The organism is Arthrobacter phoenicis (genome assembly GCF_047238215.1).
Lineage (GTDB): Bacteria > Actinomycetota > Actinomycetes > Actinomycetales > Micrococcaceae > Arthrobacter.
Window position 1 is genome coordinate 673884 of record NZ_JBDFMK010000001.1, and the last position, 26791, is coordinate 700674.

General features: G+C 69.2%; 26 protein-coding genes. 11 read left to right on the forward strand and 15 right to left on the reverse strand.

The genetic code is table 11. The features are described 5' to 3' along the window. Positions 1 to 88 precede the first annotated feature (88 nt). Entirely contained in the window at positions 89 to 1057 is a 969-nt protein-coding gene (galE, locus tag ABC337_RS02990; protein ID WP_412882430.1) for a UDP-glucose 4-epimerase GalE, read from the reverse strand. Between the two features lie 79 nt (positions 1058 to 1136). Then, entirely contained in the window at positions 1137 to 2174 is a 1038-nt protein-coding gene (gene glpX / locus ABC337_RS02995) for a class II fructose-bisphosphatase (protein ID WP_290258543.1), read from the reverse strand. 229 nt (positions 2175 to 2403) lie between these two features. Between glpX and ABC337_RS03000 the strand changes: the two genes are divergently transcribed. The 3 genes from ABC337_RS03000 (at position 2404) to ABC337_RS03010 (ending at position 5207) form a co-directional block, all read left to right on the forward strand. Further along, positions 2404 to 3063 (forward strand): DUF4245 domain-containing protein, encoded by a 660-nt coding sequence (locus ABC337_RS03000; RefSeq protein WP_412882429.1) that lies wholly within the window; start codon positions 2404 to 2406, stop codon positions 3061 to 3063. Between the two features lie 10 nt (positions 3064 to 3073). Continuing rightward, on the forward strand, positions 3074 to 3688 hold the full coding sequence (locus ABC337_RS03005; protein ID WP_412882428.1) for a carbonic anhydrase: 615 nt from the start codon (positions 3074 to 3076) through the stop codon (positions 3686 to 3688). Between the two features lie 82 nt (positions 3689 to 3770). After that, complete coding sequence (locus ABC337_RS03010) at positions 3771 to 5207, forward strand: class II fumarate hydratase (RefSeq protein WP_290258546.1); 1437 nt, start codon at positions 3771 to 3773, stop codon at positions 5205 to 5207. A 128-nt stretch (positions 5208 to 5335) separates the two neighbouring features. Here the strand turns inward: ABC337_RS03010 and ABC337_RS03015 are convergent, their stop codons facing one another. Together ABC337_RS03015 and ABC337_RS03020 are read right to left on the reverse strand one after the other, a co-directional pair. Beyond that, positions 5336 to 5806, reverse strand: coding sequence for an NUDIX hydrolase (locus ABC337_RS03015; RefSeq protein ID WP_412882427.1), 471 nt, complete (start codon positions 5804 to 5806; stop codon positions 5336 to 5338). 10 nt (positions 5807 to 5816) lie between these two features. Then, positions 5817 to 6362, reverse strand: a complete 546-nt coding sequence (locus tag ABC337_RS03020) for a prepilin peptidase (RefSeq protein WP_412882426.1) — start codon at positions 6360 to 6362, stop codon at positions 5817 to 5819. A gap of 94 nt (positions 6363 to 6456) precedes the next feature. Here ABC337_RS03020 and ABC337_RS03025 point away from each other — a divergent pair, with 94 nt between their 5' ends. Further along, positions 6457 to 7104 carry a GNAT family N-acetyltransferase gene (locus ABC337_RS03025; RefSeq protein WP_412882425.1) on the forward strand — a complete coding sequence of 216 codons (648 nt, stop codon included), beginning with the start codon at positions 6457 to 6459 and terminating at the stop codon, positions 7102 to 7104. A 567-nt stretch (positions 7105 to 7671) separates the two neighbouring features. Here ABC337_RS03025 and phoH2 read toward each other — a convergent pair. Together phoH2 and ABC337_RS03035 are read right to left on the reverse strand one after the other, a co-directional pair. Then, the gene (phoH2, locus tag ABC337_RS03030) at positions 7672 to 9072 is read right to left on the reverse strand and encodes an RNA 5'-3' helicase PhoH2 (protein WP_290258550.1); all 1401 of its coding nucleotides are present in this window, start codon (positions 9070 to 9072) and stop codon (positions 7672 to 7674) included. Positions 9073 to 9310: 238 nt separating this feature from the next. Beyond that, positions 9311 to 10072, reverse strand: a complete 762-nt coding sequence (locus ABC337_RS03035) for an isoprenyl transferase (RefSeq protein WP_412882424.1) — start codon at positions 10070 to 10072, stop codon at positions 9311 to 9313. A 277-nt stretch (positions 10073 to 10349) separates the two neighbouring features. On the opposite strand from ABC337_RS03035, the gene trhA reads away from it, so the two are divergent. Next, the gene (trhA, locus tag ABC337_RS03040; protein ID WP_412883229.1) at positions 10350 to 10991 is read left to right on the forward strand and encodes a PAQR family membrane homeostasis protein TrhA; all 642 of its coding nucleotides are present in this window, start codon (positions 10350 to 10352) and stop codon (positions 10989 to 10991) included. A gap of 165 nt (positions 10992 to 11156) precedes the next feature. Here trhA and ABC337_RS03045 read toward each other — a convergent pair whose 3' ends face one another. The 4 genes from ABC337_RS03045 to mca all read right to left on the reverse strand — a co-directional run bounded on the left by ABC337_RS03045 (position 11157) and on the right by mca (position 15368). Further along, positions 11157 to 11831 (reverse strand): HAD family hydrolase, encoded by a 675-nt coding sequence (locus ABC337_RS03045; protein ID WP_412882423.1) that lies wholly within the window; start codon positions 11829 to 11831, stop codon positions 11157 to 11159. Then, a complete protein-coding gene (locus tag ABC337_RS03050) occupies positions 11828 to 13990 on the reverse strand; it encodes a thioredoxin domain-containing protein (RefSeq protein ID WP_412882422.1) in 2163 nt (720 codons plus the stop codon). The genes ABC337_RS03045 and ABC337_RS03050 overlap by 4 nt, the downstream gene beginning before the upstream one ends. Before the next feature lie 28 nt (positions 13991 to 14018). Then, on the reverse strand, positions 14019 to 14384 hold the full coding sequence (locus ABC337_RS03055) for a hypothetical protein (RefSeq protein WP_412882421.1): 366 nt from the start codon (positions 14382 to 14384) through the stop codon (positions 14019 to 14021). Between the two features lie 78 nt (positions 14385 to 14462). Continuing rightward, positions 14463 to 15368, reverse strand: coding sequence for a mycothiol conjugate amidase Mca (gene mca / locus ABC337_RS03060; protein WP_412882420.1), 906 nt, complete (start codon positions 15366 to 15368; stop codon positions 14463 to 14465). Between the two features lie 80 nt (positions 15369 to 15448). On the opposite strand from mca, the gene ABC337_RS03065 reads away from it, so the two are divergent. Both ABC337_RS03065 and greA read left to right on the forward strand, forming a co-directional pair. Next, the gene (locus tag ABC337_RS03065) at positions 15449 to 15952 is read left to right on the forward strand and encodes a DUF4307 domain-containing protein (protein WP_412882419.1); all 504 of its coding nucleotides are present in this window, start codon (positions 15449 to 15451) and stop codon (positions 15950 to 15952) included. Between the two features lie 225 nt (positions 15953 to 16177). After that, on the forward strand, positions 16178 to 16672 hold the full coding sequence (gene greA / locus ABC337_RS03070; protein WP_412882418.1) for a transcription elongation factor GreA: 495 nt from the start codon (positions 16178 to 16180) through the stop codon (positions 16670 to 16672). 84 nt (positions 16673 to 16756) lie between these two features. Here the strand turns inward: greA and ABC337_RS03075 are convergent, their stop codons facing one another. The 5 genes from ABC337_RS03075 to ABC337_RS03095 all read right to left on the reverse strand — a co-directional run bounded on the left by ABC337_RS03075 (position 16757) and on the right by ABC337_RS03095 (position 22100). Beyond that, a complete protein-coding gene (locus ABC337_RS03075) occupies positions 16757 to 17362 on the reverse strand; it encodes a rhomboid family intramembrane serine protease (RefSeq protein WP_412882417.1) in 606 nt (201 codons plus the stop codon). A 9-nt stretch (positions 17363 to 17371) separates the two neighbouring features. Further along, positions 17372 to 18610, reverse strand: coding sequence for a threonine ammonia-lyase (ilvA, locus tag ABC337_RS03080; RefSeq protein ID WP_290258559.1), 1239 nt, complete (start codon positions 18608 to 18610; stop codon positions 17372 to 17374). A 3-nt stretch (positions 18611 to 18613) separates the two neighbouring features. After that, entirely contained in the window at positions 18614 to 19981 is a 1368-nt protein-coding gene (locus ABC337_RS03085) for an AI-2E family transporter (RefSeq protein ID WP_412882416.1), read from the reverse strand. Positions 19982 to 20019: 38 nt separating this feature from the next. Further along, positions 20020 to 20985, reverse strand: a complete 966-nt coding sequence (locus ABC337_RS03090; RefSeq protein ID WP_412882415.1) for an aldose 1-epimerase family protein — start codon at positions 20983 to 20985, stop codon at positions 20020 to 20022. Positions 20986 to 21143: 158 nt separating this feature from the next. After that, a complete protein-coding gene (locus ABC337_RS03095; RefSeq protein WP_412882414.1) occupies positions 21144 to 22100 on the reverse strand; it encodes a Bax inhibitor-1/YccA family membrane protein in 957 nt (318 codons plus the stop codon). 488 nt (positions 22101 to 22588) lie between these two features. Between ABC337_RS03095 and ABC337_RS03100 the strand changes: the two genes are divergently transcribed. The 4 genes from ABC337_RS03100 to ABC337_RS03115 are packed head-to-tail and all read left to right on the forward strand — an operon-like array spanning position 22589 to position 26741. Further along, on the forward strand, positions 22589 to 23881 hold the full coding sequence (locus ABC337_RS03100) for a branched-chain amino acid ABC transporter permease (protein ID WP_412882413.1): 1293 nt from the start codon (positions 22589 to 22591) through the stop codon (positions 23879 to 23881). Positions 23882 to 23890: 9 nt separating this feature from the next. Further along, the gene (locus ABC337_RS03105; protein ID WP_290258564.1) at positions 23891 to 24859 is read left to right on the forward strand and encodes a branched-chain amino acid ABC transporter permease; all 969 of its coding nucleotides are present in this window, start codon (positions 23891 to 23893) and stop codon (positions 24857 to 24859) included. Beyond that, positions 24856 to 25971 (forward strand): ABC transporter ATP-binding protein, encoded by a 1116-nt coding sequence (locus tag ABC337_RS03110; RefSeq protein WP_412882412.1) that lies wholly within the window; start codon positions 24856 to 24858, stop codon positions 25969 to 25971. The genes ABC337_RS03105 and ABC337_RS03110 overlap by 4 nt, the downstream gene beginning before the upstream one ends. After that, entirely contained in the window at positions 25968 to 26741 is a 774-nt protein-coding gene (locus ABC337_RS03115; RefSeq protein ID WP_290258566.1) for an ABC transporter ATP-binding protein, read from the forward strand. The genes ABC337_RS03110 and ABC337_RS03115 overlap by 4 nt, the downstream gene beginning before the upstream one ends. The last annotated feature ends 50 nt before the right edge of the window (positions 26742 to 26791 follow it).

Sequence of the window (26791 nt, forward strand, 5' to 3'; positions counted from 1 at the left end):
TTTAGCCCTCCGACACGCAAAAACGCCCGCGCCCCCGGAATGTCCGGGGCGCGGGCGTTTTTGCGTGTCGTCAGGCTGCAGGGCGCCGTTACTTAGCCCCGGCGCGCTTCTGCGCCTCGTAGGCGCTGGCCACCATGTCCTCCACGGTGTGCCGCATCTTCCAGTCCAGGTCCCGGGCGGCGCGGGTGCCGTCCGCCACGATCCGGTCCGGGTCGCCGGGGCGGCGCGGGCCGATCTCCGGGTCGAAGTCGATGCCGGTCACGGTGGCCATGGCGGTCATGATCTGCTTGACGGACAGGCCGTCGCCGGAGCCCAGGTTGTAGACCCGCTCCAAGGGCTTGCCGGCGGCCAGGGCCTGGGCGGCGGCGACATGGGAGGCGGCGAGGTCGGCGACGTGGACGTAGTCGCGGACGCAGGTGCCGTCCTCGGTGTTGTAGTCGGTGCCGTTGATCTTCGGCGTCTTACCTGAGGTCAGCGCACGGAGCACGATCGGGAACAGGTTGTGGGGGCTCGTGTCGTAGAGCTCCGGCGAGCCGGAGCCCACCACGTTGAAGTAGCGCAGCGAGGTGTGCTTCAGGCCGCGGGCTACGCCCTGGTCCCGGATCAGCCACTCGCCGATCAGCTTGCTCTCGCCGTACGGGGACTCGGGTGAGGTGGCCGTGTCCTCCGTGACGATGTCCACCCGCGGCGTGCCGTAGGTGGCGGCCGAGGAGGAGAACACCAGCTTGTCGACGTCGGCCAGTTCCATCGCCTTGAGCAGGTTGGCGGTACCGGTGACGTTCTGTTCGTAGGTGAGCAGGGGTTCCTGCACCGAGACGCCGGCGTACTTGAAGCCGGCAAGGTGGATGACGCCGATGACGCCGTGGTCCACCATGCTGCGGGCCACCACCTCGGTGTCCAGAATGCTGGCGTGCACGAACGGCACGTCCTCCGGGACGAATTCCCGGTGGCCGCTGGAGAGCGAGTCCACCACCAGGGAAGGGATCGAGGCCGCGCGCAACGCCGCGACCACGTGGGAGCCGATATATCCTGCACCGCCGGTTACAAGCCAAGTCATGGCACCACCCTATCGGGGTAAAGCTGATCCCGGCACGCGGGCGCGTACCGGGATCAGGAAATGACGGGGCGGGTGGCCGCTAGTGCTTGCGGGCGTAGCCCTCCCACTTGCTGGCCTGGTGCTCGCCGTCGACGAAGCGGATGGTGCCGGACTTGGAGCGCATCACGATGGACTGGGTGAGGACCTTGTCCTTGGAGTAGCGCACGCCCTTGAGCAGGTCGCCGTCGGTGATGCCGGTGGCGGCGAAGTAGCAGTTGTCGCTGGAGACGAGGTCGTTGGTGGAGAGCACCCGGTCCAGGTCGTGGCCGGCGTCGATCGCTTTCTGCTTTTCCTCGTCGCTGGTGGGCCAGAGGCGGCCCTGAATGACGCCGCCAAGGGACTTGATCGCGCAGGCCGCGACGATGCCTTCGGGGGTGCCGCCGATGCCCATCAGGGCGTCGACGCCGGTGCCGGAGCGGGCCGCGGCGATGGCGCCGGCGACGTCGCCGTCCATGATGAACTTCGTACGCGCGCCGGCCTCGCGGATCTCGTCCACCAGCGGGCGGTGCCGGTCGCGGTCCAGGATCATGACGTTGAGCTGGTTGACCTTGACGCCCTTGGCCTTGGCGATCAGGTGCAGGTTCTGCTTGACCGGCAGGCGCAGGTCCACCATGTCGGCGGCCTCGGGGCCGGTCACGAGCTTCTCCATGTAGAAGACGGCGGACGGGTCGAACATGGAGCCGCGCTCGGCGACGGCCAGGACGGCCAGGGCGTTGTTGATGCCGAGGGCGGTCAACCGGGTGCCGTCGATCGGGTCGACGGCGACGTCGACCTCGGGGCCGGTGCCGTCGCCGACGCGTTCGCCGTTGAACAGCATCGGGGCCTCGTCCTTTTCGCCCTCACCGATGACCACGACGCCGTTGAAGTGGACGGTCTGGAGGAAGGAGCGCATGGCGTCGACGGCGGCGCCGTCGGCCTTGTTCTTGTCGCCGAAGCCCACCCAGTGGCCGCCGGCGATGGCCGCGGCTTCGGTGACGCGGACCAGTTCCAGGGCAAGGTTGCGGTCAGGCTCGTCGATGCCGACGGCAAGCGACGGGGAAAGCGTGGAGTACTGCTGGGTGATGGACGCAGGTGACACGTGAACCTCTTCTTCGAGTGGCAATCATCGAACCCGCCCGGCCGGGTGGCGGCCGCAACGGTCGTTCGTCTCTTACCGATCATAGTCACCGGCGCGTCCATCGGTCAGTGGATGACGGACCCTTACCTGAACCCGCGGCCCGGGACGGTCCCGGCAGGGTCCCGCCCCGGGGCCGCCGGAGGGCCGCCGCGGAATGGGAGATCGGTGCGCCATGGGCGACTATAGAAGGGTGAACGAATTGCAGGAAACGCCGTCCGAGGCGCCCCGAACGCCGGCCCCGGCGGACCAGCCCGTCAAACCCGTCATCCGCGCCGCCGCGGCGAAACGGGCCAACGCGTCGGTGATCGGCATGATCATCGCCCTGGTGCTGAGCATCGCGGCGTTCCTTCCGGTGGTGCTGATGAACCCGGCGCCCAAGAGCGACGGCTACCGTCCCAGCATCGACGTTGCCGGCATCGCCGCCAACGCCGCGGGAGTGGCAGGATTCACACCGGTCGCCCCGCAGGCCGGCGACGGGTACCGGGCCAATTACGCCCGCTGGGAGTCCGGCATCGCCACCGGCGTCGCCACCTGGGAGGTCGGCTACCTGACGCCCAAGGACTCCTTCATCGGCCTGGTCCAGACCAAGCAGTCCAATCCCACCTGGCTGCGGGACCAGACGAAGAGCGCCCCGGTGACCGGCACCCGGAACGCCGGCGGCAAGGACTGGGAACTGCGTGACACCGGCAAGGGCGAGAAGAGCATGGTCCTGAACTACCGCGGCACCACCGTGGTGCTCAGCGGCCCGGCCTCCCTGGCCGAGTTCTCCACCCTGGGCGCGGCCGTGGTCGCGGCGCTGGACAGCAACCCCGCCGCAACAGTTTCTGCGACGGCGGCACCCTCGACGTAAAGTAAGCAGGGTGACTACTCAACTGACTCCCGCCCTCGCCTGGCGCCGCCTGCAGGAAGGCAACCAGCGCTTCGTTGCCGGTGAATCCTCGCACCCGAACCAGGACGCCTCGCGCCGGTCCTCCCTGGTGGAGAACCAGAACCCGTTCGCCGTCATTTTCGGCTGCGCCGACTCCCGGCTCGCCGCCGAGATCATCTTCGACCTTGGCCTGGGGGACGCGTTCGTCGTCCGCACCGCCGGCCAGGTGATCGACGACGCCGTCCTCGGTTCGCTCGAGTACAGCATCGGCGTGCTCGGCGTGCCGCTGATCGTGGTGCTGGGCCACGACAGCTGCGGCGCCGTCATCGCCACCAAGGACGCCGTCGAATCGGGCGAGATGCCCGGCGGCTTCGTCCGCAGCCTGGTCGAGCGCATCACCCCGGCCGTCCTGACCTCGCTGCGCAACGACCGCACCGAGGTCAACGACATGGTCGAGGAAAACGTCAAGCAGATCGCCCAGCGGCTGGTGGACAGCTCGCGCACCATTTCCGACGCCGTCGCCAACGGCAGCACCGCGGTGCTGGGCGTGACCTACCGCCTCGCCGAGGGCCGGGCCGACCGGGTCTCCGGAATCGGTGAGCTCTAGGGTCTCCCCCTGCACGTTGTGGGGTCCGGTGGCGCCGGTTCACGGTTTTCGAAGCGGCGCCCCGGCCCAATAAGCTAGCCCCATGACTTCCACAGCAGATTTGACCAACGAAGAATTCCGCATCGAGCACGACACGATGGGCGAGGTCCGCGTCCCGGCCAACGCCCTGTACCGTGCGCAGACGCAGCGTGCAGTCGAAAACTTCCCGATCTCCGGCAAGACCCTGGAGCGCGCCCACATCGAGGCCCTCGCCCGGGTCAAGAAGGCAGCGGCGCAGGCCAACGCGGAGCTGGGGGTGCTCGACGGCGAGCTGGCCCAGGCGATCGCCGACGCCGCCGACGAGGTCGCCGCGGGCAAGTACGACGGCCACTTCCCGATCGACGTGTTCCAGACCGGGTCCGGTACCTCCTCGAACATGAACACCAACGAGGTCATCGCCGAGCTCGCCTCCCGCGCGCTGAAGGCCGGCGGCAGCGACAAGGTGGTCCACCCGAACGACCACGTCAACGCCTCGCAGTCCTCCAACGACGTGTTCCCCACCTCCGTCCACGTCGCCGCAACCTCCGCGCTGATCAACGACCTGATCCCGGCCCTGGGCTACCTGGCCGAGTCCCTGGAGCGGAAGTCGGTCGAGTTCAAGGACGTCGTGAAGTCCGGCCGCACCCACCTGATGGACGCCACCCCCGTCACCCTGGGCCAGGAGTTCGGCGGCTACGCCGCACAGGTCCGTTACGGCATCGAGCGGATCAACGCATCCCTCCCCCGCGTCGCCGAGGTCCCCCTGGGCGGCACCGCCGTCGGCACCGGCATCAACACCCCGGCCGGCTTCCCGGAGCGCGTGATCGAGCTGCTCGCCGCGGACACCGGCCTGCCGCTTACCGAGGCCCGCGACCACTTCGAGGCCCAGGCCAACCGTGACGGCCTGATCGAAGCCTCCAGCCAGCTGCGCAACATCGCGATCTCCTTCATGAAGATCAACAACGACCTGCGCTGGATGGGTTCCGGCCCCAACACCGGCCTCGGCGAAATCGCCATCCCGGACCTGCAGCCGGGCTCCTCGATCATGCCAGGCAAGGTCAACCCGGTCATCTGCGAGGCCTCCATCATGGTCGCAGCGCAGGTCATCGGCAACGACACCGCCATCGCCTGGTCCGGCACCAACGGCGCCTTCGAACTCAACGTCGGCATCCCCGTCATGGCCGCCAACCTGCTCGAGTCCGTCCGCCTGCTGGCCAACACCAGCCGCGTCATGGCCGACAAGATGATCGACGGCATCACCGCCAACGTCGAGCGCGCCCGCTTCCTGGCCGAGGCCTCCCCCTCGATCGTGACCCCGCTGAACAAGTTCATCGGCTACGAGAACGCCGCCAAGATCGCCAAGAAGGCCGTCGCCGAGGGCCTGACCATCCGCGAGACCGTCGTGGCCATGGGCTTCCTGGAGCGCGGCGAACTGACCGAGGAGCAGCTGGACACCGCCCTGGACGTCATGTCCATGACCCGTCCGCCGCACAAGGCTTAGGGCCCAGGGCCAGCAACAGGGCCCCGCAGGGGCAGAACGACGACGGCGGCCGGCACCTTTTCGCGAAGGTGCCGGCCGCCGTCGTCTGTGCGTTGTCTGCAGCGCCGGGTTCTAGCGGCGGAAGTGGGCTAGCGGCGGAAATGAGCGGGGCCGTCGGCCTCGCGGGCCCGCTCGATGTCCTCCAGGTGGCCCGGCAGCAACTCCGGGAAGTCTTCCGCGTGGAACCAGCCCACGGCGAGGGATTCGTCGTCGTTGACCCGGGCCTCCCCGGAGACGTAACGGCAGCGGAACACCAGGGTCAGGAAGTGGCAGCTGTCCCCGTTCGGGTAGACCGTGGGGCCCACGGTGTCCACCGAGACCAGCCGCTCGGCCTCGGCCACGACGCCCGTTTCCTCGAACACCTCGCGGAGCATCCCGGGCGCCGGTTCCTCGCCGGGTTCCAGGATGCCTGTGATCAGGCCCCAGCGGCCGTTGTCCGCGCGCTGGCCCAGCAGCACCCGGCCGGCGTCGTCGAACACCACCGCGCGGGCGCCGGGAATCCACAGCATGTCGTGGCCGACTTTTTCGCGCAGGGTCAGGATGAAGTCGGGGGTGGCCATGCCTGCCAGCCTATCCTGCGGGCAGGAGCAGCATGGCGGCCGCGGCGCCGGCCAGCATGAAGGGTCCGAAGGGGATGTCCGACTTCAGGGTCCCGCGCCGGGAGGCCAGCAGGGCCACGCCCCAGAGCCCGCCGAAGAGGAAGGCCGCGAAGGTGGCGGCGAACAGGTGTCCCCAGCCGAGGAAGCCTAAATACAGGCCGAGGACCCCGGCCAGCTTCACGTCCCCGAAGCCCATCCCGGCCGGGTATACGGCGCGCAACAGGAAGTAGAAGAGCCACAGCGCGGCCGCGCCGGCCAGGACCCGCAGGCCCGGAACGCCGAACAGGGCGGCGGCGGTTCCGCCGTCGTGCCCGGTCATTGCCGCCAGCAGCGCCGCGCCCAGCAGCAGCACCCCGGCCACCGGGTAGGCGGGGAAGACGATGCGGTTGGGCAGCAGGTGGTGGCGGACGTCGATCACGGTCAGCCGCACCGCCAGGACCAGGAAATAGAGGCATGCCAAGGCCGCCAGCCAGAAGGCCGGCGCCGCCGCTCCCAGCTCGCCCAGTCGTTGGATCACCCTCGGATGCTACTCGATGCTGCCCGGCGGACGCTGCTGGCGCGGTCCATTGGTGTGACTGGTGTGACTCCCCCGGCGTGGGTAGGCTTCCCCGATGACCGATTCCGCCGCCTTCTGGCCGCCCTTCGCCCTGAGTCTCCGCACCCCTCGCCTGACTCTGCGCCCCATTCAGGACGCCGACATCCCGGCAGCCGTCGACGCGGCCCTCTCCGGCGTCCACGAACCGGGGCGGAACCCGTTCAGCTCGCCGTGGGCCGAGAAGCCCGCCGAGGAACTGGGCCCGAATATGGCGAAGTGGTACTGGCGCTGCCGGGCCGGCATGACCCCTGAGGAATGGACGATGCTGCTGGGCATCTGGCACGACGGCGAATTCATCGGTTGCCAGGACGTCGCGGCCAAGGACTTCGCCACGCTGAAGACCGTCGGCACCGGCTCCTGGCTGAAGCGCAGCGTCCACGGCCAGGGCTTCGGCAAGGAGATGCGCGCCGCGGTCGCCCTCTACGCCTTCGACTGGCTGGGCGCCGAGGTGGCCGAGTCCGAGGCCGCCGCCTGGAACCAGCAGTCCCTGGGCGTCTCCCGCTCGCTCGGCTACGAACTCAACGGCACCGTCCGGGTCAACTGGGGCGGAGACTTCCAGGACTCCCAGCGCGTCCGCCTCATCCCCGCAACCTTCAAGCGCCCCGACTGGACCCTCACGGTCCACGGCCACGAACCCACGGCCCGGTTCCTCGGCATCTCGTAGGCTCTGTGTTTTCGGGCTTTTGGAGGTTCATCCAGGTGCTTGACGGCGGCGCACCGCCGGCGGATACCGCGGCTGGCTTTTGGAGGTACGTCCAGTGCGGTGCGGCGGCGCCCCGCCGTCGCTTAGACACCTCCCGTCGCTGCGCTGAGGTCGCTGGGCGACCTTCGCTCCGCTCTGGTCGGCGATGCGCTCCTTAGCGGACCCCCGCAGCCCCGCGGGGGTGGCACACAAACACGGCGCAGTCACCGATTAGATGCGGGCGTCCCACTGACGCTTGGGCGACTCACCCACGAGCCGCGCCGCGGGCTCTTCGCGTAGTCGCGCATCGCGACGGCGGCGGCCCCGAAGGTCGCCCAGCGACCGCAGCGGGTCGCCGTCGTTGTGTCTAAGCGACGGCGAAGGGCCCGTGGCCCGGCGAACCAGCCACGCCCACAAACGAAGGGTCCGTTGCCCGGCGAACCGGCCATGGCCACAAACGAAGGGCCCGCGGCCCGGCGAACCGGCCACGGCCACAAACGAAGGGCCCGTGGCCCGGCGAACCGGACCACGGGCCCCAGCAGACGGAGCCTAGATTTCAGCCCCCTCGAGCAGGTCCGTTACGAGGGCTGCGATCGGCGAGCGCTCGGAGCGGGTGAGGGTGATGTGGCCGAAGAGCGGGTGGCCCTTGAGGGTCTCGACGACGGCGGCGACGCCGTCGTGCCGGCCGACCCGGAGGTTGTCGCGCTGGGCGACGTCGTGGGTGAGGACGATCTTGGAGTTCTGGCCGATCCGGCTCATGACCGTGAGCAGGACGTTCTTCTCCAGGGATTGTGCCTCGTCGACGATCACGAACGCGTCGTGCAGGGAGCGGCCGCGGATGTGGGTCAGCGGCATGACCTCGAGCATGCCGCGGTCCATCACCTCTTCGACCACTTCCTGGCTGACCAGGGCACCGAGGGTGTCGAAGACCGCCTGGGCCCACGGGTTCATCTTCTCCGCCTCGGAGCCGGGCAGGTAGCCCAGTTCCTGGCCGCCGACGGCGTAGAGCGGGCGGAAGACGATCACCTTGCGGTGTTCCCGCCGCTCCAGGACGGCCTCAAGGCCGGCGCAGAGGGCGAGGGCCGACTTGCCGGTGCCGGCGCGGCCGCCGAGGGAAACGATCCCGACGGAGGGGTCCAAAAGCAGGTCGATCGCGAGGCGCTGCTCGGCGGAGCGGCCGTGCAGGCCGAAGACGTCCCGGTCGCCCTTGACCAGGCGCACCTGCTTGTCGGAGCCCACTCGGCCCAGCGCGGAGCCGCGGCTGGACAGCAGCACCAGACCGGTGTTGACGGGCAGTTCGCCGGCGGCGGGGATGAAGACCGGCTCGTGTCCGTAAAGGGTGGCGACGTCCTCCTCGGCCGCGTCGATCTCGGCCAGGCCGGTCCAGCCGGAGTCCTTGACGAGCTCGTTGCGGTACTCGTCGGCCAGGAGTCCCATGGCGGAGGCCTTGACGCGCATCGGCAGATCCTTGGACACAACGGTGACGTCCCGGCCCTCGTTGGAGAGGTTCTTGGCGACGGCCAGGATCCGGCTGTCGTTGTCGCCGCCGCGGAAGCCGGCGGGGAGCACCTCGGCGGAGATGTGGTTCATTTCCACCATCAGGGTGCCACCGTCGGCCCCCAACGGAATCGGGCGGTCCAGTCCGCCGTGCTCCACCCGCAGGTCGTCGAGCAGGCGGAGGGCTTTGCGGGCGAAGTAGCCCAGTTCCGGGTCGTGCCGTTTGCTTTCCAGTTCCGTGATCACCACGATCGGCACGATCACCTCGTGTTCGGCGAAGCGCAGCAGCGCCCGCGGATCCGAGAGCAGGACGGAGGTGTCGATGACGTAGCTTCGGGTGGTTGCGCCCTGCGGGGCGGCCGCGCCGGCGGTGGATTTGGCTCGCGTGGTGCGAGAGGTAGCTTGCGTGCCCTCGGTGGAACTGACGGTGGGCAGTGCTTCGGAAATAGCCACATCGACTCCAGCCCCGGGCCCCCAGGCCCGGAAAGGTTAGTGGTGAGGCGGTTCGGCCCTGAGGCCGGACGCGGCCTCCCATACACCCGGTGCGGACGTCCGCTCCATGTACTGGCCTCCCCGATCAGCCGGCGGTTTGCCCGCTGATGGGATTAACCTACGTCCGGGACCGGGGCTTTCGCCGCCTATTTTTCGGCGATTCCCGATGGCCATCGGGTGAACCCTGGCTGAACCGTGATCAGGCCCCGAAGCGGCGCTGCCGGCCGGCGTAGTCGCGCAGGGCGCGGAGGAAGTCGACCTTGCGGAAGGCGGGCCAGAGGGCCTCGCAGAAGTAGAACTCGCTGTAGGCGCTCTGCCACATCAGGAATCCGGAGAGCCGCTGCTCACCGGAGGTGCGGATCACCAGGTCAGGGTCGGGCTGGCCCCGGGTGTAGAGGAAGCGGGAGATGTCATCGACGGTGAGCTCGTCGGCAAGCGTGCCGATGTCGGCCCCGCGGGCGACGGCGTCGTGCATCAGTTCGCGGACCGCGTCGACGATCTCGCGCCGGCCGCCATAGCCGACGGCGACGTTGACGTGGATCTTCTCGTGCGCCGGGGTGCGGGCGGTGAGTTTGTTCAGCCGCTCGGCCAGGTAGTCCGGGAGCAGTTCGGGGGCGCCCATGGCGTGGACCGAGACGTCCTCGTCCTCGTCCAGCCGGTCCAGGGTGTTCGCGATGATGCCCATCAGCAGCTCAAGCTCTTCGCCGGAGCGGTTCATGTTGTCCGTGGAGAGCATGTAGAGCGTGACCACCTTGACCCCGAGCTCCTGGCACCAGCCGAGAAATTCGTGGATCTTGTCCGCGCCGGCCTGGTGGCCCTGGCTCGTGGGGGCGTTGAACTGCCGGGCCCAGCGGCGGTTTCCGTCGACCATCACGCCGATGTGCCGGGGGATCCGTTCCGGGTCCAGCGAGCGCTGCAGGCTGCGCTCGTAGAAGCCATAGAGGAATCCGGGCAGTTCCATCCGGGGATTCACCTGGCTTCCTTGGGTCTGACGGGAGTGCATTCCTAGGCTACCCGCCGCGCGGACCGGGCCGCGCACCCGGGCCGGGCGATTTACCCCTCCCGCTTGCTACCCGTCGGTAACTTATCCGCGCGTCGAATATTATTGGCGCATGGAACGCAACTCAGCGGAACCCGGACCGAGCCTGTCCCCGCACGGCGACCGTGCCGCGGGGACGGAACCCGAAGCAGGCGCCCCACGGGGCAAGGGCGGCGCCGTCGACGAGGCGGCCGTCCGGATCGCCGAGCTGCTGATGATCAAGCCCAAGTGGCGCGGCTGGATCCACACGGTCACCGCCCCGCTGGCCTTTGCCGCCGGGCTGGTCCTGGTGCTGCTGGCCCCCACGGCCGAGCTGAAGATCGCCTCCGCTGTCTACGCCTTCACCGGGGTGCTGCTGTTCGGCGTGAGCGCTGTCTACCACCGCGGCAACTGGTCCCCGGGCGTGAAGATCGTCCTGAAGCGTCTCGACCACACCAACATCATGCTCGTCATTGCCGGCAGCTACACCCCGCTGGCCTGGGCCCTCCTGGACCGGCCCAAAGCGGTGTTCCTGCTCTGGCTGATCTGGACCGGGGCGGTGCTGGGCGTGCTGTTCCGGCTGCTCTGGACGCACGCACCGCGCTGGCTCTACGTGCCGATCTACATTGCCCTGGGCTGCGCGGCCCTGTTCTACCTGCCCGACTTCTTCGCCGCCAGCACCCCCGCCGCCGTCCTGATCTGCGTGGGCGGGGCCCTCTACATCGCCGGCGCGGTGTTCTACGCCCTAAAGAAGCCCAACTTCAGCTACAGCCACTTCGGCTTCCACGAGCTGTTCCACGCCTTTACGGTCTTCGCCTTCGCGGCCCACTACATCGCCATCGCGATGGCCGTCCTGGGCTGAGTCGGTTCCCCCTGGCGTGCCGCCGGTTCTCCCCTCCTTCGGAGCACGACGGCGGGTTCGCGGCCCGGGCGCGCCGGGCACCGCCGTCGTAGCTGGGGAAATTCCGCGCGGAAACCAAAAGCCCCGCGTCCGGACCTGCAGCGAGGCCCCGGGGACAAACCCCGGTCAGGGGCGGCCGGCGGCGATCAGGTCCGGCAGCAGGCGCATGTCCTCGAACAGGGTGGTTCCGGGGCCGGCCAGCCGTTCCCCGGGGGTCACTCCCCCGGCGTAGGCGAAGGCGTGCATGCCGGCGGCCCGGGCTGCCTGCACCCCGTAGGCGCTGTCCTCGACCACCGCGCAACGGGCCGGGTCGACCCCAAGGGTCCTCGCCGCGTGCAGGAACAGATCCGGGGCCGGCTTGCCGTTGCGGACCTCGGTGGCGCTGAAGATGCGCCCGGCGAAGCGCGGCAGCAGCCCGGTCTGGCCGAGGGTGCGTTGCATCTTCTCGTGGCTGCCGCTGGAGGCCACACAGTGCGGCAGCTCCAGCCGGTCGAGCGCCTCCTCGATACCGTCCACCGCGGAGAGGTCCCGTTCGAAGGCCTCGCGGTACCAGTGCTGGTAGGCGCTGTCCCAGCCCTCGGCCAGTTCGATGCCGAGGTGGTTCTCGACGGTGGAGACGAAGTTTGCCTCGCTCTTGCCGACGAAGCGGGCGACGATTTCCTCCCGCTCCAGTTCCCAGCCGAGGTCCGCCAGGACCCGCTGGTCGACGTGGACGGAGATTACCTCGGAGTCCACCACGACGCCGTCGCAGTCGAACACGACGAGATCGAACGGACCTGGCTGAGCGGGGGCTGGTGTCATTCCGCCATGCTAGCCAGTTGGTCCCGCAGCTGGGCGACGGACACCGCCGGGGCATGGCAGACCATGGAGCGGCAGAGGTAGACGACCGGGTCCCCTGCGGTCGCCCGGCCGTGCAGCAGCGGGACCGGGCCCGGCGGGGTGTCAGGGCCCGGCTCGGCGTCCTGGACGGCGATGACCAGTCCCGGGCTGGGTGAGCGGAGCAGTTCGCGGTGCAGTGCGGAGCGGGCGGCCGACGGCGGACCGGCCACCGCGGCTTCCACGGGCCCGGCGACGGCGGCCTGGGCGGCGGCGAGCAGCCCGCCGGCGGCCCGCGGCGCCTGCCGGGCCAGCGGGGGCAGGAGGGCCAGGATTTGTTCGGCGAGGCTGCGGTGCCCGGTGGAACCGGTAAGGGCGGCATAGCTGAGCAGCGCACCGGCGAAGGCCGCCGCGCCGCTGGGGGTGGCGTCGTCGAACGGGTCCGCCCCGGCGCCGCCGCCCTGGGCGTTGCCCACCTGGACGGATTCCCCGGCGGCGTCACGCAGGGTGCCCCCGGCGGCGAAGCGGGCGCAGGCGGCCAGGAGGATCCCCTCGGCCAGGGTGTACCAGCGGGTCCGTCCGGTGGCGGCGTAGAGTGCGAAGAGGCCCTCGCTGCAGAAGGCGTAGTCCTCCAGCAGCCCGCCGATGCCGCGGGCCCGCCCGGCGTGCGAGACCCGGACCAGCAGCCCCGGCTCCCCGTCCGTCCCCGGCGTCCAGTGCACCCGTTCCAGGTACTCCGCGATCCTTTCGGCGGCCGCCAGGGGGTCTGGCCGGTTCAGGTCTGCTCCGTCCAGCACGGCGGCGGCGTCGGCCAGGGCGCCGAGGGCCAGGCCGTTCCAGCCGGCCACCACCTTCTCGTCCCGGTCCGGTTGCGGCCGCGCCGAACGTGCCGCACGCAGCGCCGGGCGCGCCCGCTGCCAGAGCCGGCGGTCCTCCCCGGTGAGGCCGGCACCGGCGGCCCCGCCGGGGTGCAGCGGAGCCTCGGACGGGCCGACGTGCATGAGCCGGGCGACGGCGGCGCCGTCCTCCCGGCCCAGGACATCGGCGAGTTCCGCCGCGGTCCAGAGGTAGGTTCCGCCCTCGTGGTGGACGCCGTCCACTACCGTGTCGGCATCCAGGGATGAGGCGAGGGCCGCCACTCCGCCGTCGTGGCCGGTCAGGCCCAGGGCCGCCAGCATCCAGTCCGCGGTCCCGGCCGCGGTCTCGGCGGCCTCCGCGGCCGGGTACTCCGCCGAGCCGCCCAGCCGGCCCCAGTGCGCGCAGGCGCGCAGCAGCAGGGCGTTGTCGTAGAGCATCTTCTCGAAGTGCGGAAGGGACCAGTCGCGGGTGACCGAATACCGGGCGAAGCCGCCCTCGAGCTGGTCATAAAGCGCGGAGCGGGCCATCGCAGCCAGGGTGCGCCCGGCGATCCCGCGGGCGGTGCCTGCGGTCGCGGACGAGACCGCGGCGTGCCTGATGAGGAATTCCAGGACGGCCGACGGCGGGAATTTGGGGGCGGCGCCGAAGCCGCCCCCGGCGTCCTCGGCCGCCGCCAGCGCGCGGACGGCGTCGGCAAGCACCGCTGGGTCCGGGGTGCCCGGCCCGACGCCGGTCGCGTCACTGCCGGCGGCGCCGGAGGGCTGCAGGCGCACGGCCGAGCGGGCATGCAGGCCGGCTAACCCGCGGGCCAGTGCCGAGGCGTTGGCTTCTACGGCCTCCCGGCGCTCCGCCCAGGCCTCGTGGACCGCTTCCAGAACCTGCCGGAAGGAGGGCCGGCCCGGCATGGGCCGGGGCGGGAAGTAGGTTCCGGCGTGGAAGGCCCGGCCGTCGGGGAGCAGGAACACGGACATCGGCCAGCCGCCCTCGCCGGTGAGCGCCTGGGTGGCGGCCATGTAGGCGCCGTCGACGTCGGGGCGTTCCTCCCGGTCCACCTTGACGGAGACGAAGTGCTCGTTCAGGTACCGGGCGGTCTCCGGGTCCCCGAACGACTCCCCGGCCATGACGTGGCACCAGTGGCAGGCCGCGTAGCCGATGGAGAGGAACACCGGGACGTCCCGGTCCGCGGCGGCGGCGAAGGCCGCGTCGCCGAAGGGTTGCCAGTGCACCGGGTTGCCCGCGTGCTGGCGCAGGTAGGCGGAGGGCTCGCCGGCCAGGGCGTTGCCCATTACCGGTGGCTCCCCCGCCGAGGGGGTGTCAGCGGCTTCCGGGTCCCGCGTCACCGTTGGCCTCCGGGCGGGCCGGTCCGGCCCCGTCCCTGCCGCCGTCGTGACTTCCGGCTGCGGAGCCGGTTCCGGGCTCGAAGCCGGGCTCGGTGCCAGCTTCCGCGTCGGCTCCGCCCTCGGCCGCGGCGCGCTCTTCCTCCACCTGGGCCCGGTAGCGGACCCGCCGGATCCGGCGCACCATGTCCACGATCAGCAGGGCACTGAGGATGACGATGAAGGCGGTGAGCACGAATCCCAGCAGGCCCGGGCTGACCTGGTCCTGGTCGAGCCCGGGGCGCAATGACGGCGTCGGGGAAGGCGCCGGGGCGGTGGCCAGGGCAATGAACAAGGAGTGCACGGGTAAACCTTCTGTGAGGAACTGGGGGTCAGGTCTCCGCCGCCGCTTTTCTACGCGGCATAGAAGTCTCTGCTGGGTCTATCTTAGCCCGGCGAAGAAGTCCGTTTCCGGCAGTTCTGCGGGCACGCGGGAGGTGATCAGCGAGTAGTCCTCCCACGGCCAGGTCTGCCGCTGCATCGCCGGGGAGACGGCGAAGAAGAAGCCTTCCGGGTCGATCTGCGTCCGGTGCGCGCGCAGGGCGTTGTCGCGGGCTTCGAAGTAGTCCCCGCAGTTGATCTGGGTGGTGGTTTCGTGGGTGGGCGCCGGCGGGGTGTGGCCCTCGGCGTCGGCCTCGAGCCAGGCGGCGATCCGCTCGGCGTAGGGCGACTGCAGGCCGGCCTCCTCCAGGGCGTAGTGCAGGGCTTTGAACCGTTCCGGGCTGAAGGCGCGGTCGTAGTAGAGCTTGCTGGGGGTCCACGCCTCCCCGGTACCCGGGTAGCGGTCCGGGTCGCCTGCGGCTTCGAAGGCCTCGACGGCGACGCGGTGGGCCATGATGTGGTCCGGGTGCGGGTAACCGCCGTTCTCGTCGTAGCTGAGGATCACGTGCGGCTTGAAGGATCGGACCAGGCGGACCAGCGGCGCGGCGGCGCGTTCCAGCGGCAGCGTAGCGAAGGACCCGGCGGGCAGCGGCGGCAACGGGTCGCCCTCGGGCAGGCCGGAGTCCACGAAGCCCAGCCAGTGCTGCCGGATGCCCAGCACCTTGGCCGCGTTGGCCATCTCCAGCCGGCGGGCGCCGGCCATGTCCCGCTTGGGGTGCGGCGCGGACTCCATCTGGGGGTTCTGGATGTCGCCGCGGGAGCCGTCGGTGCAGGTGGCCACCAGGACGTCGACGCCGGCGGCGGCGTACATGGCCATGGTCGCGGCGCCCTTGCTGGATTCGTCGTCGGGGTGGGCGTGGACGGCGAGGAGCCGAAGCGGGGCGGACGGGCTGGGGGACGCTGTCATCGTCGGACGGCTCCTCTTTCTTCTCTGGGTGGTTCGAGCCGGGTGATTTCGGGCTGACCGATCCACACTAAACTGGACTGGTGACTTCCGAGGAGCAGCCTGCAGCACCCGCACCGGCACCCACCAGCCTAGCCAATCGCTACGGCGGTCAAAAGCGCGCCCTTGGCGGCAGCTTCGGCAGGGCCGGGAGCACCGCCGGCACCACCGACGGACGCAAGCGCAGGCGCAACCTCCTGATCGCGGCCCTGGCCGTCGCGGTGGCCTTCCTCGCCTGGGTGGCCACCTCCGCCGCCACCGGGTCCGTTAGCTTCAAGGACATCGGCTACAGCACCCCGGACGCCACCCTCGCCCAGCTGGACTTCCAGGTCACGAAGAACCCGGACAGCACCGCCGCCTGCGCCGTGAAGGCCCTCGATTCGAAGTTCGCGGTGGTCGGCTGGAAGGTCGTCACCATCGGCCCGAACGATGCCTCGGCCGGGACCGACGGCGGCCACACCACCGCCCAGCGGGTGACGCTGCGGACCGAATCGCAGGCGGTCTCCGCCGTCGTCGACAACTGCTGGCTGCCCTCCGCCAGCAAGTAACGCCCGACCCACGCGTGTGACGCAACGCGTAACACGGTGTGACCTGCGCCGCTCGGGTTCTTTGGTTTATCCACAGCATTGACTACAATGGATCAATACCTTAACCCCGCTGAGCTGGTTGCTGAGTTCCATAAGTGGCCACCGTGGCGGGGTCTTTGCTTGTTTGACCAGTTCGTTTGACCCGTTTTGTTTGACCAGCTTGTTTATCCACCAAAGGAGAAGTCCGTGTCGACCACCAACAGCGCAACTGCAGCTTGGCTTACCCAGGAAGCTTTTGACCGCCTGAAGGCAGAGCTGGACCACCTCTCCGGCGCCGGCCGGGCGGACATCGTTCAGAAGATCGAAGCCGCCCGCCAGGAGGGCGACCTCAAGGAGAACGGTGGATACCACGCCGCCAAGGAGGAGCAGGGCAAGATCGAGGCCCGCATCCGCCAGCTGACCGTCCTGCTGCGCGACGCCCATGTGGGCGAGGCTCCCGCCGACGACGGAATCGTCGAACCGGGCATGATCGTCGTCGCGAAGATCGCCGGCGACGAGGAAACCTTCCTGCTGGGCTCCCGCGAGATCGCCGGCGACTCGGACCTGGATGTCTTCAGCGAGAAGTCCCCGCTGGGCTCGGCCATCGTCGGCCACAAGGAGGGCGACAAGCTCAGCTACACCGCCCCGAACGGCAAGGACATCACCGTGGAGATCATCTCCGCGAAGCCCTACATCGGCTAGCCAGCAACGGACGACGCCGGCCCTCCCCTCCCGGGGACGGGCCGGCGTCGGCGTTTAAGGCGTTGGCGTTTAAGGCGCAGGCGTTCAGGGTGTCGACGTGGCGCGCCGGCGCAGCAGCAGCGCCGCCACCACCCCGCCGGCGGCGCCCCCGAGGTGCGCCTGCCAGGAGACGTAGCCGGCCACCGTGGGGAGCACCCCAAAGAGGATGCCGCCGTAGGCCAGGAACAGCACCACGGAGAGCAAAATCTGCCCCCAGTGCCGGTTCAGGAAGCCGCGCACCAGCAGGAAGGCGAACAGCCCGAACACCAGCCCGGACGCGCCCACCGTGATGTTGTAGCCGCCGATCAGCCACACCGTCAGCCCGGAGCCAAGCCAACTGGCGGCCAGCGCGGTGAGGAAGACCCGCAACCCTGAGAGGAACACCAGAAAGCCGAAGATGATCAGCGGCAGGGTGTTGGAGAACAGGTGGGCCAGGCTGGCGTGCAGCAGCGGGAAGGTGAGGATGTCCACCAGGCCCTCGGGCGTGCGCGGCCGGAGCCCGAACACCCGGTTCAGTGAATGCAGCATCAGGGTGTTGACGAACTCCACCGCGTAGAGGAGCGCCACGAAGGACCCCACCACCGCCAATCCCTGCCGGGCGCGGGCAGCGGTGGCGTCCCGGCGCCGCTCCCCCTCGGGTGCTTGCAGCACGGCGGCTGCCTAGTGCACTACGATCGGCTGGAACCCCTCGGCCCGGAGCGCGGCCAGGACCTGCTCGCCGTGCTCGTGGCCCTTGGTTTCCAGGTTGACCGTGATGGAGACGTCGCCCATGCTGATCGATCCGCCCACCCGGGTGTGGTCCAGGCCGGTGACGTTCGCGTCGTTCTCGGCGATGATCCGGGCGATGGTGGCCAGCGAACCGGGCCGGTCGTCCAGCATCATCCGCACGGTCATGTACCGGCCGGCGGCGGAGAGGCCGCGCTGGATGACCTTGAGCATGAGCATCGGGTCGATGTTGCCGCCGGAAAGCACGACGGCGGTGGTGCCGGGGTTCTCGATCTTGCCTTCCATCAGCGCGGCGACGCCCACGGCCCCGGCCGGTTCGACGACCATCTTGGCCCGTTCCAGCAGGAAGATCAGGGCCCGGGCGAGGGCGTCCTCGCTGACGGTGACGACGTCGTCCACCAGCTCCCGGATGATGCTGAAGGGCAGCTGGCCGGGGCGGCCGACGGCGATGCCGTCCGCCATGGTGGAGACCCGCTTCAGCGGCACCAGGGCGTCCGCGGCGAGGGAGGGCGGGTAGGCCGCGGCGTTCTCGGCCTGCACGCCGATGATGCGGATGGTGCGGCCCAGTTCCTTGGCGCGGGCCTTGACGGCGACGGCCACGCCGGCGAGCAGCCCGCCGCCGCCGACTCCCATCAGGATGGTGTCCACGTGCGGGATCTGTTCGAGGATCTCCAGGCCCACGGTGCCCTGCCCGGCCACGACGTCGACGTCGTCGAACGGGTGCACGAACACGGCGCCCGACTCGTCGGCGTAGCGCTTGGCCTCGGCGAGTGCCTCATCGACGTTGTGGCCGTGGAGCACCACCTCCGCGCCGTGGCTGCGGGTCGCAGCGAGCTTTGGCAGCGCAACGCCCAGCGGCATGTAGATCCGGGCCTTGATGCCGAGGGCCTTCGCGGCGACGGCGACGCCCTGGGCGTGGTTGCCGGCCGAGGCCGCCACGACGCCCCGCTGCTTCTCGGCCGCGGAGAGCTTGGCCATCCGGACGTAGGCGCCGCGGACCTTGAACGAGCCGGCCCGCTGCAGGTTCTCGCACTTGAAGTAGACCTCGCCGCCCACCAGGCCGCCGAGGGCCCGGGAGGACTCCACCGGGGTCCGGGTAATAATCCCATCGAGCAGCTTCTGCGCCTCCAGGACATCGTCCAATGTGACGGGAAGGGTCTCTAGGGTATTCACGAACTAGTCTCCTTTTAGGGTTCCTGCGTCGGCGCGAGGGTGGCTTTCCTGCCCGTCGCCCGGGGTGGTGCCGGCGCCGGCCGGGGCGGAAAGGCCCGGATGGTTGGCGGCTGCCAGCTCTCCATCATGTTCCCACGTTCTGGCCGCGATGTACCGAACGGCCGAGTTTGCTACGGCGAGGATCGGGACGGAGAACAGCGCGCCGGGGATGCCGGCGAGGTAGGAACCGGCGGCGACGGAGAGGATGACGGCCACCGGGTGCAGCGAGACGGCCTTGCCCATCACCAGCGGCTGCAGGATGTGGCCTTCGAGCTGCTGGACCAGCAGCACGATACCGATCATGATCAGCGCGTTGACCAGGCCGTTGGCCACCAGGGCCAGCAGCACGGCGATGGCACCGGTGACCAGCGCGCCGACCACCGGGATGAAGGAGCCGATGAAGACCAGGACGCCCAGCGGCAGCGCGAGCGGCACCCCGATGATCGCGGCGCCGACGCCGATCCCGAGGGCGTCGACGAAGGCGACGAACATCTGGATCCGGGTGTAGCTGACCATCGAGGTCCAGCCGCGCCGGCCGGCGCCGTTGACCGCCGGGCGGGCCTTCCGCGGCATCAGCCGGACCAGGAACCGCCAGATCCGCTCGCCTTCGAGCAGGAAGAAGATGGTGACGAAGAGGGCGATGAGCAGCCCTGCGGCGAAGTGGCCGGCGGTGCTGCCGAAGGTCAGAGCCCCGCTGACGATGCTGCTGCTGTTCTTCTGCAGCGCGGCGGTGGCTTCCTCGATGTAGGTGTCGATCTGCGCGGCGGTCAGGTGCAGCGGGCCCTCGGAGAGCCAGGTCTGGACCTGCTGGACGCCGGTGAGCGCCTGGCCCCAGAGTTCGCCGAAGCCGGCGGTCAGCTGGCGGCCCACCAGGGCCAGGGCGCCGGCGATCACGCCGATGAAACCCAGCAGGGTGATGGCGACGGCGAGGCCGTTGGGGACCTTGCGCCGCCGGAGCCAGCGGGTGACCGGGCTGAGCAGCCCGGCGAGGAGGGCGGCGACCATGATCGGGATGATGAGGAAGCTGATCTTGCTCAGCAGCCAGATCAGCGCGCCGGAGACCAGCAGGATCAGGCCCACCCGCCAGGCCCAGGACGCGGCGATCCGGATGCCGTAGGGGATGTCCTCGTCCAGTTCGCGGTCGGTGCGGGCGCGCGGCCCGGTTCCGGCCGGGGCGGTCCCCTCCCCCGGAGTTCCCGTCGTTGCCGGCACTCCCGCCGGCGCGGCGGACAGTGCGGGATCTGCGTAGCCCGGGAGGGTGCTTCCGGGGCGGTCGTCGGGACCGGTGGTCTCGGTCGGGAGGGTGGGGCGGGCGTCATCAGCTGGCGTCATTACCCCATAATTCCCTAGCTTGCCTAGGAAAGGAAACGCTAGCCGCCCAGCGTGGCGCGGATCCCCCAGGTCATGGAGAACTCCTCGCCGGCGGCGAGCCAGCGCAGCCCGTCGCCGCTGTTGAACGCGTTTGCCGGGCCGGTCATCGGTTCGAGGGCCACGGCCCGGTTCAGCCCGGGCAGCCGGTCGGTGACGAAAACGTGGACGTAGCGGCAGTGCTCGTCCTGCCAGAGGGTGACGCTGCGCCCGTCGGGGGCGTGCAGCGTGCTGTCGGCCTCGCCGCCGTCGAACTCAAGGTCCGTGTAGGCGCTGTCCAGGTCCAGGTCTCCGGCGCGGCGCCCGGAGCGAAGGTCGTAGTCTCCGGCCACGGGCTCGGTGCCGTGCGGGATCTGGCGTTCGTCGGTGACCAGGCGGGTGCCGCCGGAGACGGTGACCGTGAGGTCCTCGGTGGGAACGTCGCCGATCCGCAGGTAGGGGTGCGCGCCCAGCACGAAGGGGGCTGAGTCCCGGCCGTCGTTGATGAGGGTCTGCCGGACGGTCAGTCCCAGGTCCTCGCCGAGGGAGTACCGGACCCGGTGCCGGAGCAGGAACGGGTAGCCGTGCTGCGGGAAGACCGCGGCCTCGAGCGTGACGGAGAATTCATCCTCGTCCACCAGGGCGTAGCCGGCATTCCGGAGCAGGCCGTGGCTGGCGTTGTTGTAGCTGACCTCGGTGATGTCCAGCTGGAGTTTCTTGCCGTCGAGGTACCAGATCCCGTCCTCGATCCGGTTGGCCCACGGGGCGAGCATGATGCCGGCGGCGCCCGGGGCAATCTCGTCGTCGGCGTAGGTCTCGGTCAGTGCCACGCCCGCGCGGCTATAGAGCCGCACGCCGCCGGCGAGTTCGGTGATGACGGCGAGCGCGTCGCCGCGCCGCAGTTCATACTGCCGGCCGGTGGCATAGCGGCGGGCCTCGGAGTCGGCGGCTGCGGAGGTGTCGGCGGGGGCGGAGGCGGTCGGTTCCATGAGCACCACCGTACCCAACCTGCTGGCTCCCCTCCTAGCGCGCCTTTCAGGTGCTGCGATAAAGCCCCCGATAAACGAAACGGGCCCCGCCGTGAGGCGGGACCCGTTTCCAACTACTTCGACGGCTGGCGACCGTGTCGCCCGACGCCGGCGTCGTGTCAGTCGTCGCCGCGCAGGATGGCCAGCAGGCGGATGATTTCCACGTACAGCCACACCAGGGTGACGGTCAGGCCGAAGGCTGCGGTCCAGGAGAAGCGCTGCGGGGCACCGGCGCGGACGCCGGCCTCGATGCTGGTGAAGTCCATGATCAGCGAGAACGCGGCCAGGCCGATGGCCAGCAGGCCGATGAAGACACCCAGCGGGATGCCGAAGATCTCGAAGGAGGTACGCAGACCGAACGGGGACTGCACGGCACCGGTCCACATCATCACCATGTTGATCAGCGCGAAGACGGCGTAGCCGATCAGCGCGATCATGAAGAAGCGCATGGCCCTGGGCGTGGCGCGGACCTTGCCGCTCTTGAACAGCACCAGGGTCACGGCGAAGACGGAGAGGGTGCCGATGACGGCCTGCAAGCCGACGCCGGGGAACATGCCGTCGAGGATCCGGGTCAGGCCCCCGAGGAACAGGCCCTCAAGGGCGGCGTACGCCAGGATCAGCGCCGGGGAGGGCTGCTTCTTGAAGGTGTTGACCAGCGCCAGGACGAATCCGCCCAGCGCACCGACCAGCATCAGCATCGAGGCGAGGCCCTGCGCGACGACCAGCGTCACGGCGGCGCCGGCGATCACGGCGGCGAGGCAGGCGGCGGTCTTCATGATGACGTCGTCGAACGTCATCCGGCCCGCGTCGGCAGGCCCGGCGGCCGGACGGTTGTACAGGTCCTGCAGCTGCTCGCTGCTCATGGCCTGCTGGCCCGCGTTCCAGCCGGCCTGCTGGCCGTACTGGGGCTGACCAAACTGGTTCTGGCCGTACTGGGGCTGTCCGTAGTTCTGGCCATAGGGTGCCTGGCCGTAGTTCTGGCCATAACCCTGGCCGTACGCCTGCGGGGCCGGCGGTGCCTGGGTGGCTCCACGGAAGTTCTTTCCGTTGAAGATCGGATTTCCGCCAAGTGCCATTGCTGGTGTCCTCCAAATAAGGGGGTTGAGTGATGAACTGCGGTGGAGCTCGGTAGTTTCCACGCTACCAATTCCCACGGCCCGCGGGCAGGGTTAGTTCCCGCCGTCGGGCGTCGCAACCCAACCGTGACCTCCCCCGCACGTCCCATACGGGGATTGTTTAGGACGCATGGAGATCAACAAAAGTTTTCATTAGCTGAACTAATTGGATACCTGCGTCCAGCTTCACGGTTGTTATGTGATCGCGACGTAATACCTGCTCGGAGCGGCAATTAGCGCCCCCCGGGGGCGGTAACATGAGCGCAACGGGGTGACGGACATCACAACCAGCTTCACCAACAGCTCCATCGCATCGCACCACCGGCTCCACCCGTCCCCCGAACGTTCGCAGCGGTTGCAATGGCGCAACCCAGACCATCCCCACGTGGAGGTTTTCACCTTTGAGAAGCACAACACGAGGCCTGCCCCCGCGGCGCCGCGGCAGAATCATGACAGGTGTAGGCGCGGTCTTCGCCGCCGTCGCAGCCCTTCTGCTCATCGTCGCGCCGGCATCGCAGGCCACGGCCCCATCGCCGACACCATCCCCGTCGAGCACCAACTTCCAGAACAGCATCAGCGGCTTCCTCCGCGGTGACGACAGGGCGCCGCTGGCCGGCGTGACCATCACCGCCAAGGGCGAGAACTTCACCGGCACCACCAAGTCGGCCGCCAACGGATCCTGGAACATCGGCGTCCCCACCCAGGGCACCTACGAAGTCGAGCTGGACACCAAGACCCTGCCGGAGGGCGTCAAGCTCGCCGAGGGCCAGGAAAACCCCCGCAAGGTGACCTTCAGCCAGACTTCCAACCTCTCCGTGGTCTTCGCCTTCGGTAAGGGCATCGTGGTCCAGCAGCAGGACTTCGGCCAGAACCTGATCAACCGCCTCGTCGCCGGCCTGAGCTTCGGCCTGCTGCTGGCCCTGGCGTCCGTTGGCCTGTCGCTGATCTTCGGCACCACCGGCCTGACCAACTTCGCCCACGGCGAGATGGTCACCCTCGGGGCCGTTCTGGTCTTCGCGTTCAACGCCATGAACCTGCCGTTCTGGCTCGCGATCATCCTGGCCCTCCTCGGCGGCGGCCTCTTCGGATACGTCCAGGACGCCGGGCTCTGGAAGCCACTGCGGCGCCGCGGGACCGGCCTGGTTCCGATGATGATCGTCAGCATCGGCCTGGCCCTGGCGGTCCGGTACGTCATCCAGTTCTACTTCGGCGGCGCCACCCAGCAGCTGCCGTTCGCGCAGAGCGCCGAGATCCAGATCGGCCCGATCTCCATCTCGCCGAACAACCTCTGGTCCCTGCTGATCAGCGTGATCGTCATCGCCGTCCTCGGCGTCGTGCTGCTGAAGACCCGCCTGGGCAAGGCCACCCGCGCGGTGGCCGACAACCCCGCCCTCGCCGCGGCCTCCGGCATCGACGTCGACTCCGTGATCCGCATCGTCTGGGTCACCGGCGGCATGCTGGCCTCCCTCGGCGGCATCCTCTGGGCCTACTACCGGCCGGGCGTCACGTTCGACATGGGATCCCAGATCCTGCTGCTCATCTTCGCCGGCGTCACCCTGGGCGGCCTCGGCACCGTATGGGGCGCACTCTTCGGCTCCATCATCGTCGGTATCTTCGTGGAGCTCACCACCGTGTTCGGCCTCGCCGCCGACCTCAAGTACGTGGGAGCCCTCTTCATCATGATCGTTGTCCTCTTGTTCCGGCCCCAGGGCATCCTGGGCCGCCGCGAGCGCGTGGGTTAGGAGACAAACATGGACTTCGGATTCATTCTTTCCAGCGCTGCCGGAGAAATCTTCAGCCCGACGACGGCGGCGTACGCACTCGCCGCGCTCGGCCTGGCGGTGCACTTCGGCTACTCGGGCCTGCTGAACTTCGGCCAGGCCGGTTTCATGGCGGTGGGGGCCTACGGCTTCGCCATCTCCACCCTGAGCTTCCACGTGCCGTTCTTCGTGGGCCTGCTGATCGCCGTCGTCTGCTCGGCGATCTTCGCCTTGCTGCTCGGCATTCCCACCCTGCGGCTGCGGGCCGACTACCTGGCCATCGTCACGATCGCGGCCGCGGAAATCGTCCGCTACATCGTCACCACCAACCAGCTGACCTCGGTCACCGGTTCGGCGAACGGCCTGGCCGCCTTCGAGGGCGACTTCTACGCCATGAACCCGTTCCCCGAAGGTTCCTACTTCGGCATGAACAACCGCGACTTCTTCATCCGGGTCGCCGGCTGGGCCCTCGTGATCGTGTGCTGCGTCCTCGTCTGGCTGCTGATGCGCAGCCCGTGGGGCCGCGTCCTCAAGGGCATCCGTGAGGACGAGAACGCCGTCCGCTCCCTCGGCAAGAACGTCTACGCCTACAAGATGCAGGCCCTGGTCATCGGTGGCGTCCTCGGCGCCCTCGCCGGCATGGTCTTCACCCTCCCCCGCGGTGCGGTGCAGCCGGCCAACTACGGCACCGAGCTGACGTTCTTCCTGTACACCTGCCTGCTGCTCGGCGGCCTCGGCACCGTGCTGGGACCGGTCGTCGGCGCCATGATCTTCTGGGTGGTGCTGTCCCTGACCCAGGGCGTGCTCTACGGACTGATCGAGTCCGGCGCCGTCACCTGGCTGAACACGGTCCAGGCCGGTCAGCTGCGCTACATCCTGGTAGGCATCGCCCTGATGCTGCTGATGATCTTCAGGCCGCAGGGCGTCTTTGGCAATAAGAAGGAGCTGGCGTTCGCATGAGCATGCACAGCGAAGAACCCAAGGCCGGCGCCGGCACCACGGCCGACGCCGAGACCATCGACTACATGACGGACTCCCGTCCGATCGCGGCCGGGGAGATAGCTCCCGGCTGCAAGAAGCGGGACCCGATCGTGGTGGCGGAGAACGTCACCCGCAGCTTCGGCGGCATCAACGCCGTCGACGTCGAATACCTGGAAATCCCGCGGCACAAGATCACCGCCCTGATCGGCCCCAACGGCGCCGGCAAGACCACCCTCTTCAACCTCCTGACCGGTTTCGATACCCCGAACACCGGCAAGTGGCAGTTCGAGGGCAACAGCCTGGCCGGCGTCTCCTCCTACAAGGTGGCGCGGATGGGCATGGTCCGCACCTTCCAGCTGACCAAGGTCATGGGCAAGCTCACCGTCATGGAGAACATGCGCCTCGGCGCCTCCAACCAGTCCGGCGAGAAGCTCTACAAGGCGCTGTTCAAGGGCATCTGGGGCGGCGAGGAGAAGCGCATCACCGAGCAGGCCGAGGTGCTGCTGCAGAAGTTCAAGCTCGACGCCAAGAAGGACGACTACGCAGCGTCCCTCTCCGGCGGCCAGCGCAAGCTCCTGGAGATGGCCCGCTCCCTCATGGTCCGGCCCAAGCTGGTCATGCTCGACGAGCCGATGGCAGGCGTGAACCCGGCGCTGACGCAGTCGCTGCTGGACCACATCAAGAACCTCAAGGCCGAGGGCATGACCGTGTTGTTCGTCGAGCACGACATGCACATGGTCCGCCACATCGCCGACTGGGTGGTGGTCATGGCCGAGGGCAAGATCGTCGCCGAGGGCCCGCCCGCCGAGGTGATGAAGAACCCGGCCGTGATCGACGCCTACCTGGGCGCCCACCACGACGTCGACCTCGGCGACTCCGAGGGCATCAAGGAACTCGCCGCCGAGCTCGAGGCCGACGACGAATCGATCGTCGGCACCGAGAACGCCGGCATCATCTCCTCCGATGTGATCGCGACGGAAACCGCCGACGCCGGCACCGCACCCGCTACGGGTGCGGCGCACGGGCGGCGGAGCGCCGAGGAGCCGAACCATGGCGAACAGCCGCCCAGCACAGTGAAGGACGCAGAATGAGCGCCACGAGCCCCGCCCCGGCCGCGCAGAGCGGATTCGACGGCGACTCGGTCGTCAAGGTCACCAACCTGGTGGCCGGTTACATCCCGGGCGTCAACATCCTCAACGGGTGCAGCATCGAGGCCCGCAAGGGTGAACTGATCGGCATCATCGGGCCCAACGGCGCCGGCAAGTCGACCCTGCTCAAGGCCATGTTCGGCCTGGTCAAGGTCCACTCCGGCTCCGTGGTGGTCCGAGGCCAGGACATCACCGGGCTGAAGGCGAACAAGCTGGTCACCAAGGGCGTCGGTTTCGTCCCGCAGACCAACAACGTCTTCGCGGCCCTGACCATCGAAGAGAACCTGCAGATGGGCATGTTCCAGCGGCCCAAGGACTTCGCCAAGCGGTTCGAGTTCGTGGCGGACCTCTTCCCGGAGCTGGCGAAGCGGCGGGCCCAGCGCGCCGGTTCCCTCTCCGGCGGCGAGCGCCAGATGGTCGCCATGGGCCGGGCCCTGATGATGGACCCGGCGGTGCTGCTGCTCGACGAGCCCTCGGCCGGCCTCTCCCCCGTCAAGCAGGACGAGACCTTCCTGCGGGTGCACGAGATCAACCGGGCCGGCGTCTCCGTGATCATGGTCGAGCAGAACGCCCGCCGCTGCCTGCAGATCTGCGACCGCGGCTACGTCCTGGACCAGGGCAAGGACGCGTACACCGGGACCGGCCGGGAGCTGATGAAGGATCCCAAGGTCATCCAGCTCTACCTGGGTACCCTCGCCGACACCGTCGAGTAGTTCCAGGCTCAGCCCCGTCCGAAGGGTCGTCACCGCACCGGTGGCGGCCC

Bases quoted from the DNA above. Each gene is read 5' to 3' on its own strand.
- galE (WP_412882430.1), bottom strand. From the start codon at position 1,057: ATGACTTGGCTTGTAACCGGCGGTGCAGGATATATCGGCTCCCACGTG.
- ABC337_RS03010 (WP_290258546.1), top strand. From the start codon at position 3,771: ATGACTTCCACAGCAGATTTGACCAACGAAGAATTCCGCATCGAGCAC.
- ABC337_RS03015 (WP_412882427.1), bottom strand. From the start codon at position 5,806: ATGGCCACCCCCGACTTCATCCTGACCCTGCGCGAAAAAGTCGGCCAC.
- ABC337_RS03025 (WP_412882425.1), top strand. From the start codon at position 6,457: ATGACCGATTCCGCCGCCTTCTGGCCGCCCTTCGCCCTGAGTCTCCGC.
- ABC337_RS03035 (WP_412882424.1), bottom strand. From the start codon at position 10,072: ATGGAACTGCCCGGATTCCTCTATGGCTTCTACGAGCGCAGCCTGCAG.
- ABC337_RS03045 (WP_412882423.1), bottom strand. From the start codon at position 11,831: ATGACACCAGCCCCCGCTCAGCCAGGTCCGTTCGATCTCGTCGTGTTC.
- ABC337_RS03050 (WP_412882422.1), bottom strand. From the start codon at position 13,990: ATGGGCAACGCCCTGGCCGGCGAGCCCTCCGCCTACCTGCGCCAGCAC.
- mca (WP_412882420.1), bottom strand. From the start codon at position 15,368: ATGACAGCGTCCCCCAGCCCGTCCGCCCCGCTTCGGCTCCTCGCCGTC.
- ABC337_RS03085 (WP_412882416.1), bottom strand. From the start codon at position 19,981: ATGACGCCAGCTGATGACGCCCGCCCCACCCTCCCGACCGAGACCACC.
- ABC337_RS03090 (WP_412882415.1), bottom strand. From the start codon at position 20,985: ATGGAACCGACCGCCTCCGCCCCCGCCGACACCTCCGCAGCCGCCGAC.
- ABC337_RS03095 (WP_412882414.1), bottom strand. From the start codon at position 22,100: ATGGCACTTGGCGGAAATCCGATCTTCAACGGAAAGAACTTCCGTGGA.
- ABC337_RS03100 (WP_412882413.1), top strand. From the start codon at position 22,589: ATGACAGGTGTAGGCGCGGTCTTCGCCGCCGTCGCAGCCCTTCTGCTC.
- ABC337_RS03105 (WP_290258564.1), top strand. From the start codon at position 23,891: ATGGACTTCGGATTCATTCTTTCCAGCGCTGCCGGAGAAATCTTCAGC.
- ABC337_RS03110 (WP_412882412.1), top strand. From the start codon at position 24,856: ATGAGCATGCACAGCGAAGAACCCAAGGCCGGCGCCGGCACCACGGCC.
- ABC337_RS03115 (WP_290258566.1), top strand. From the start codon at position 25,968: ATGAGCGCCACGAGCCCCGCCCCGGCCGCGCAGAGCGGATTCGACGGC.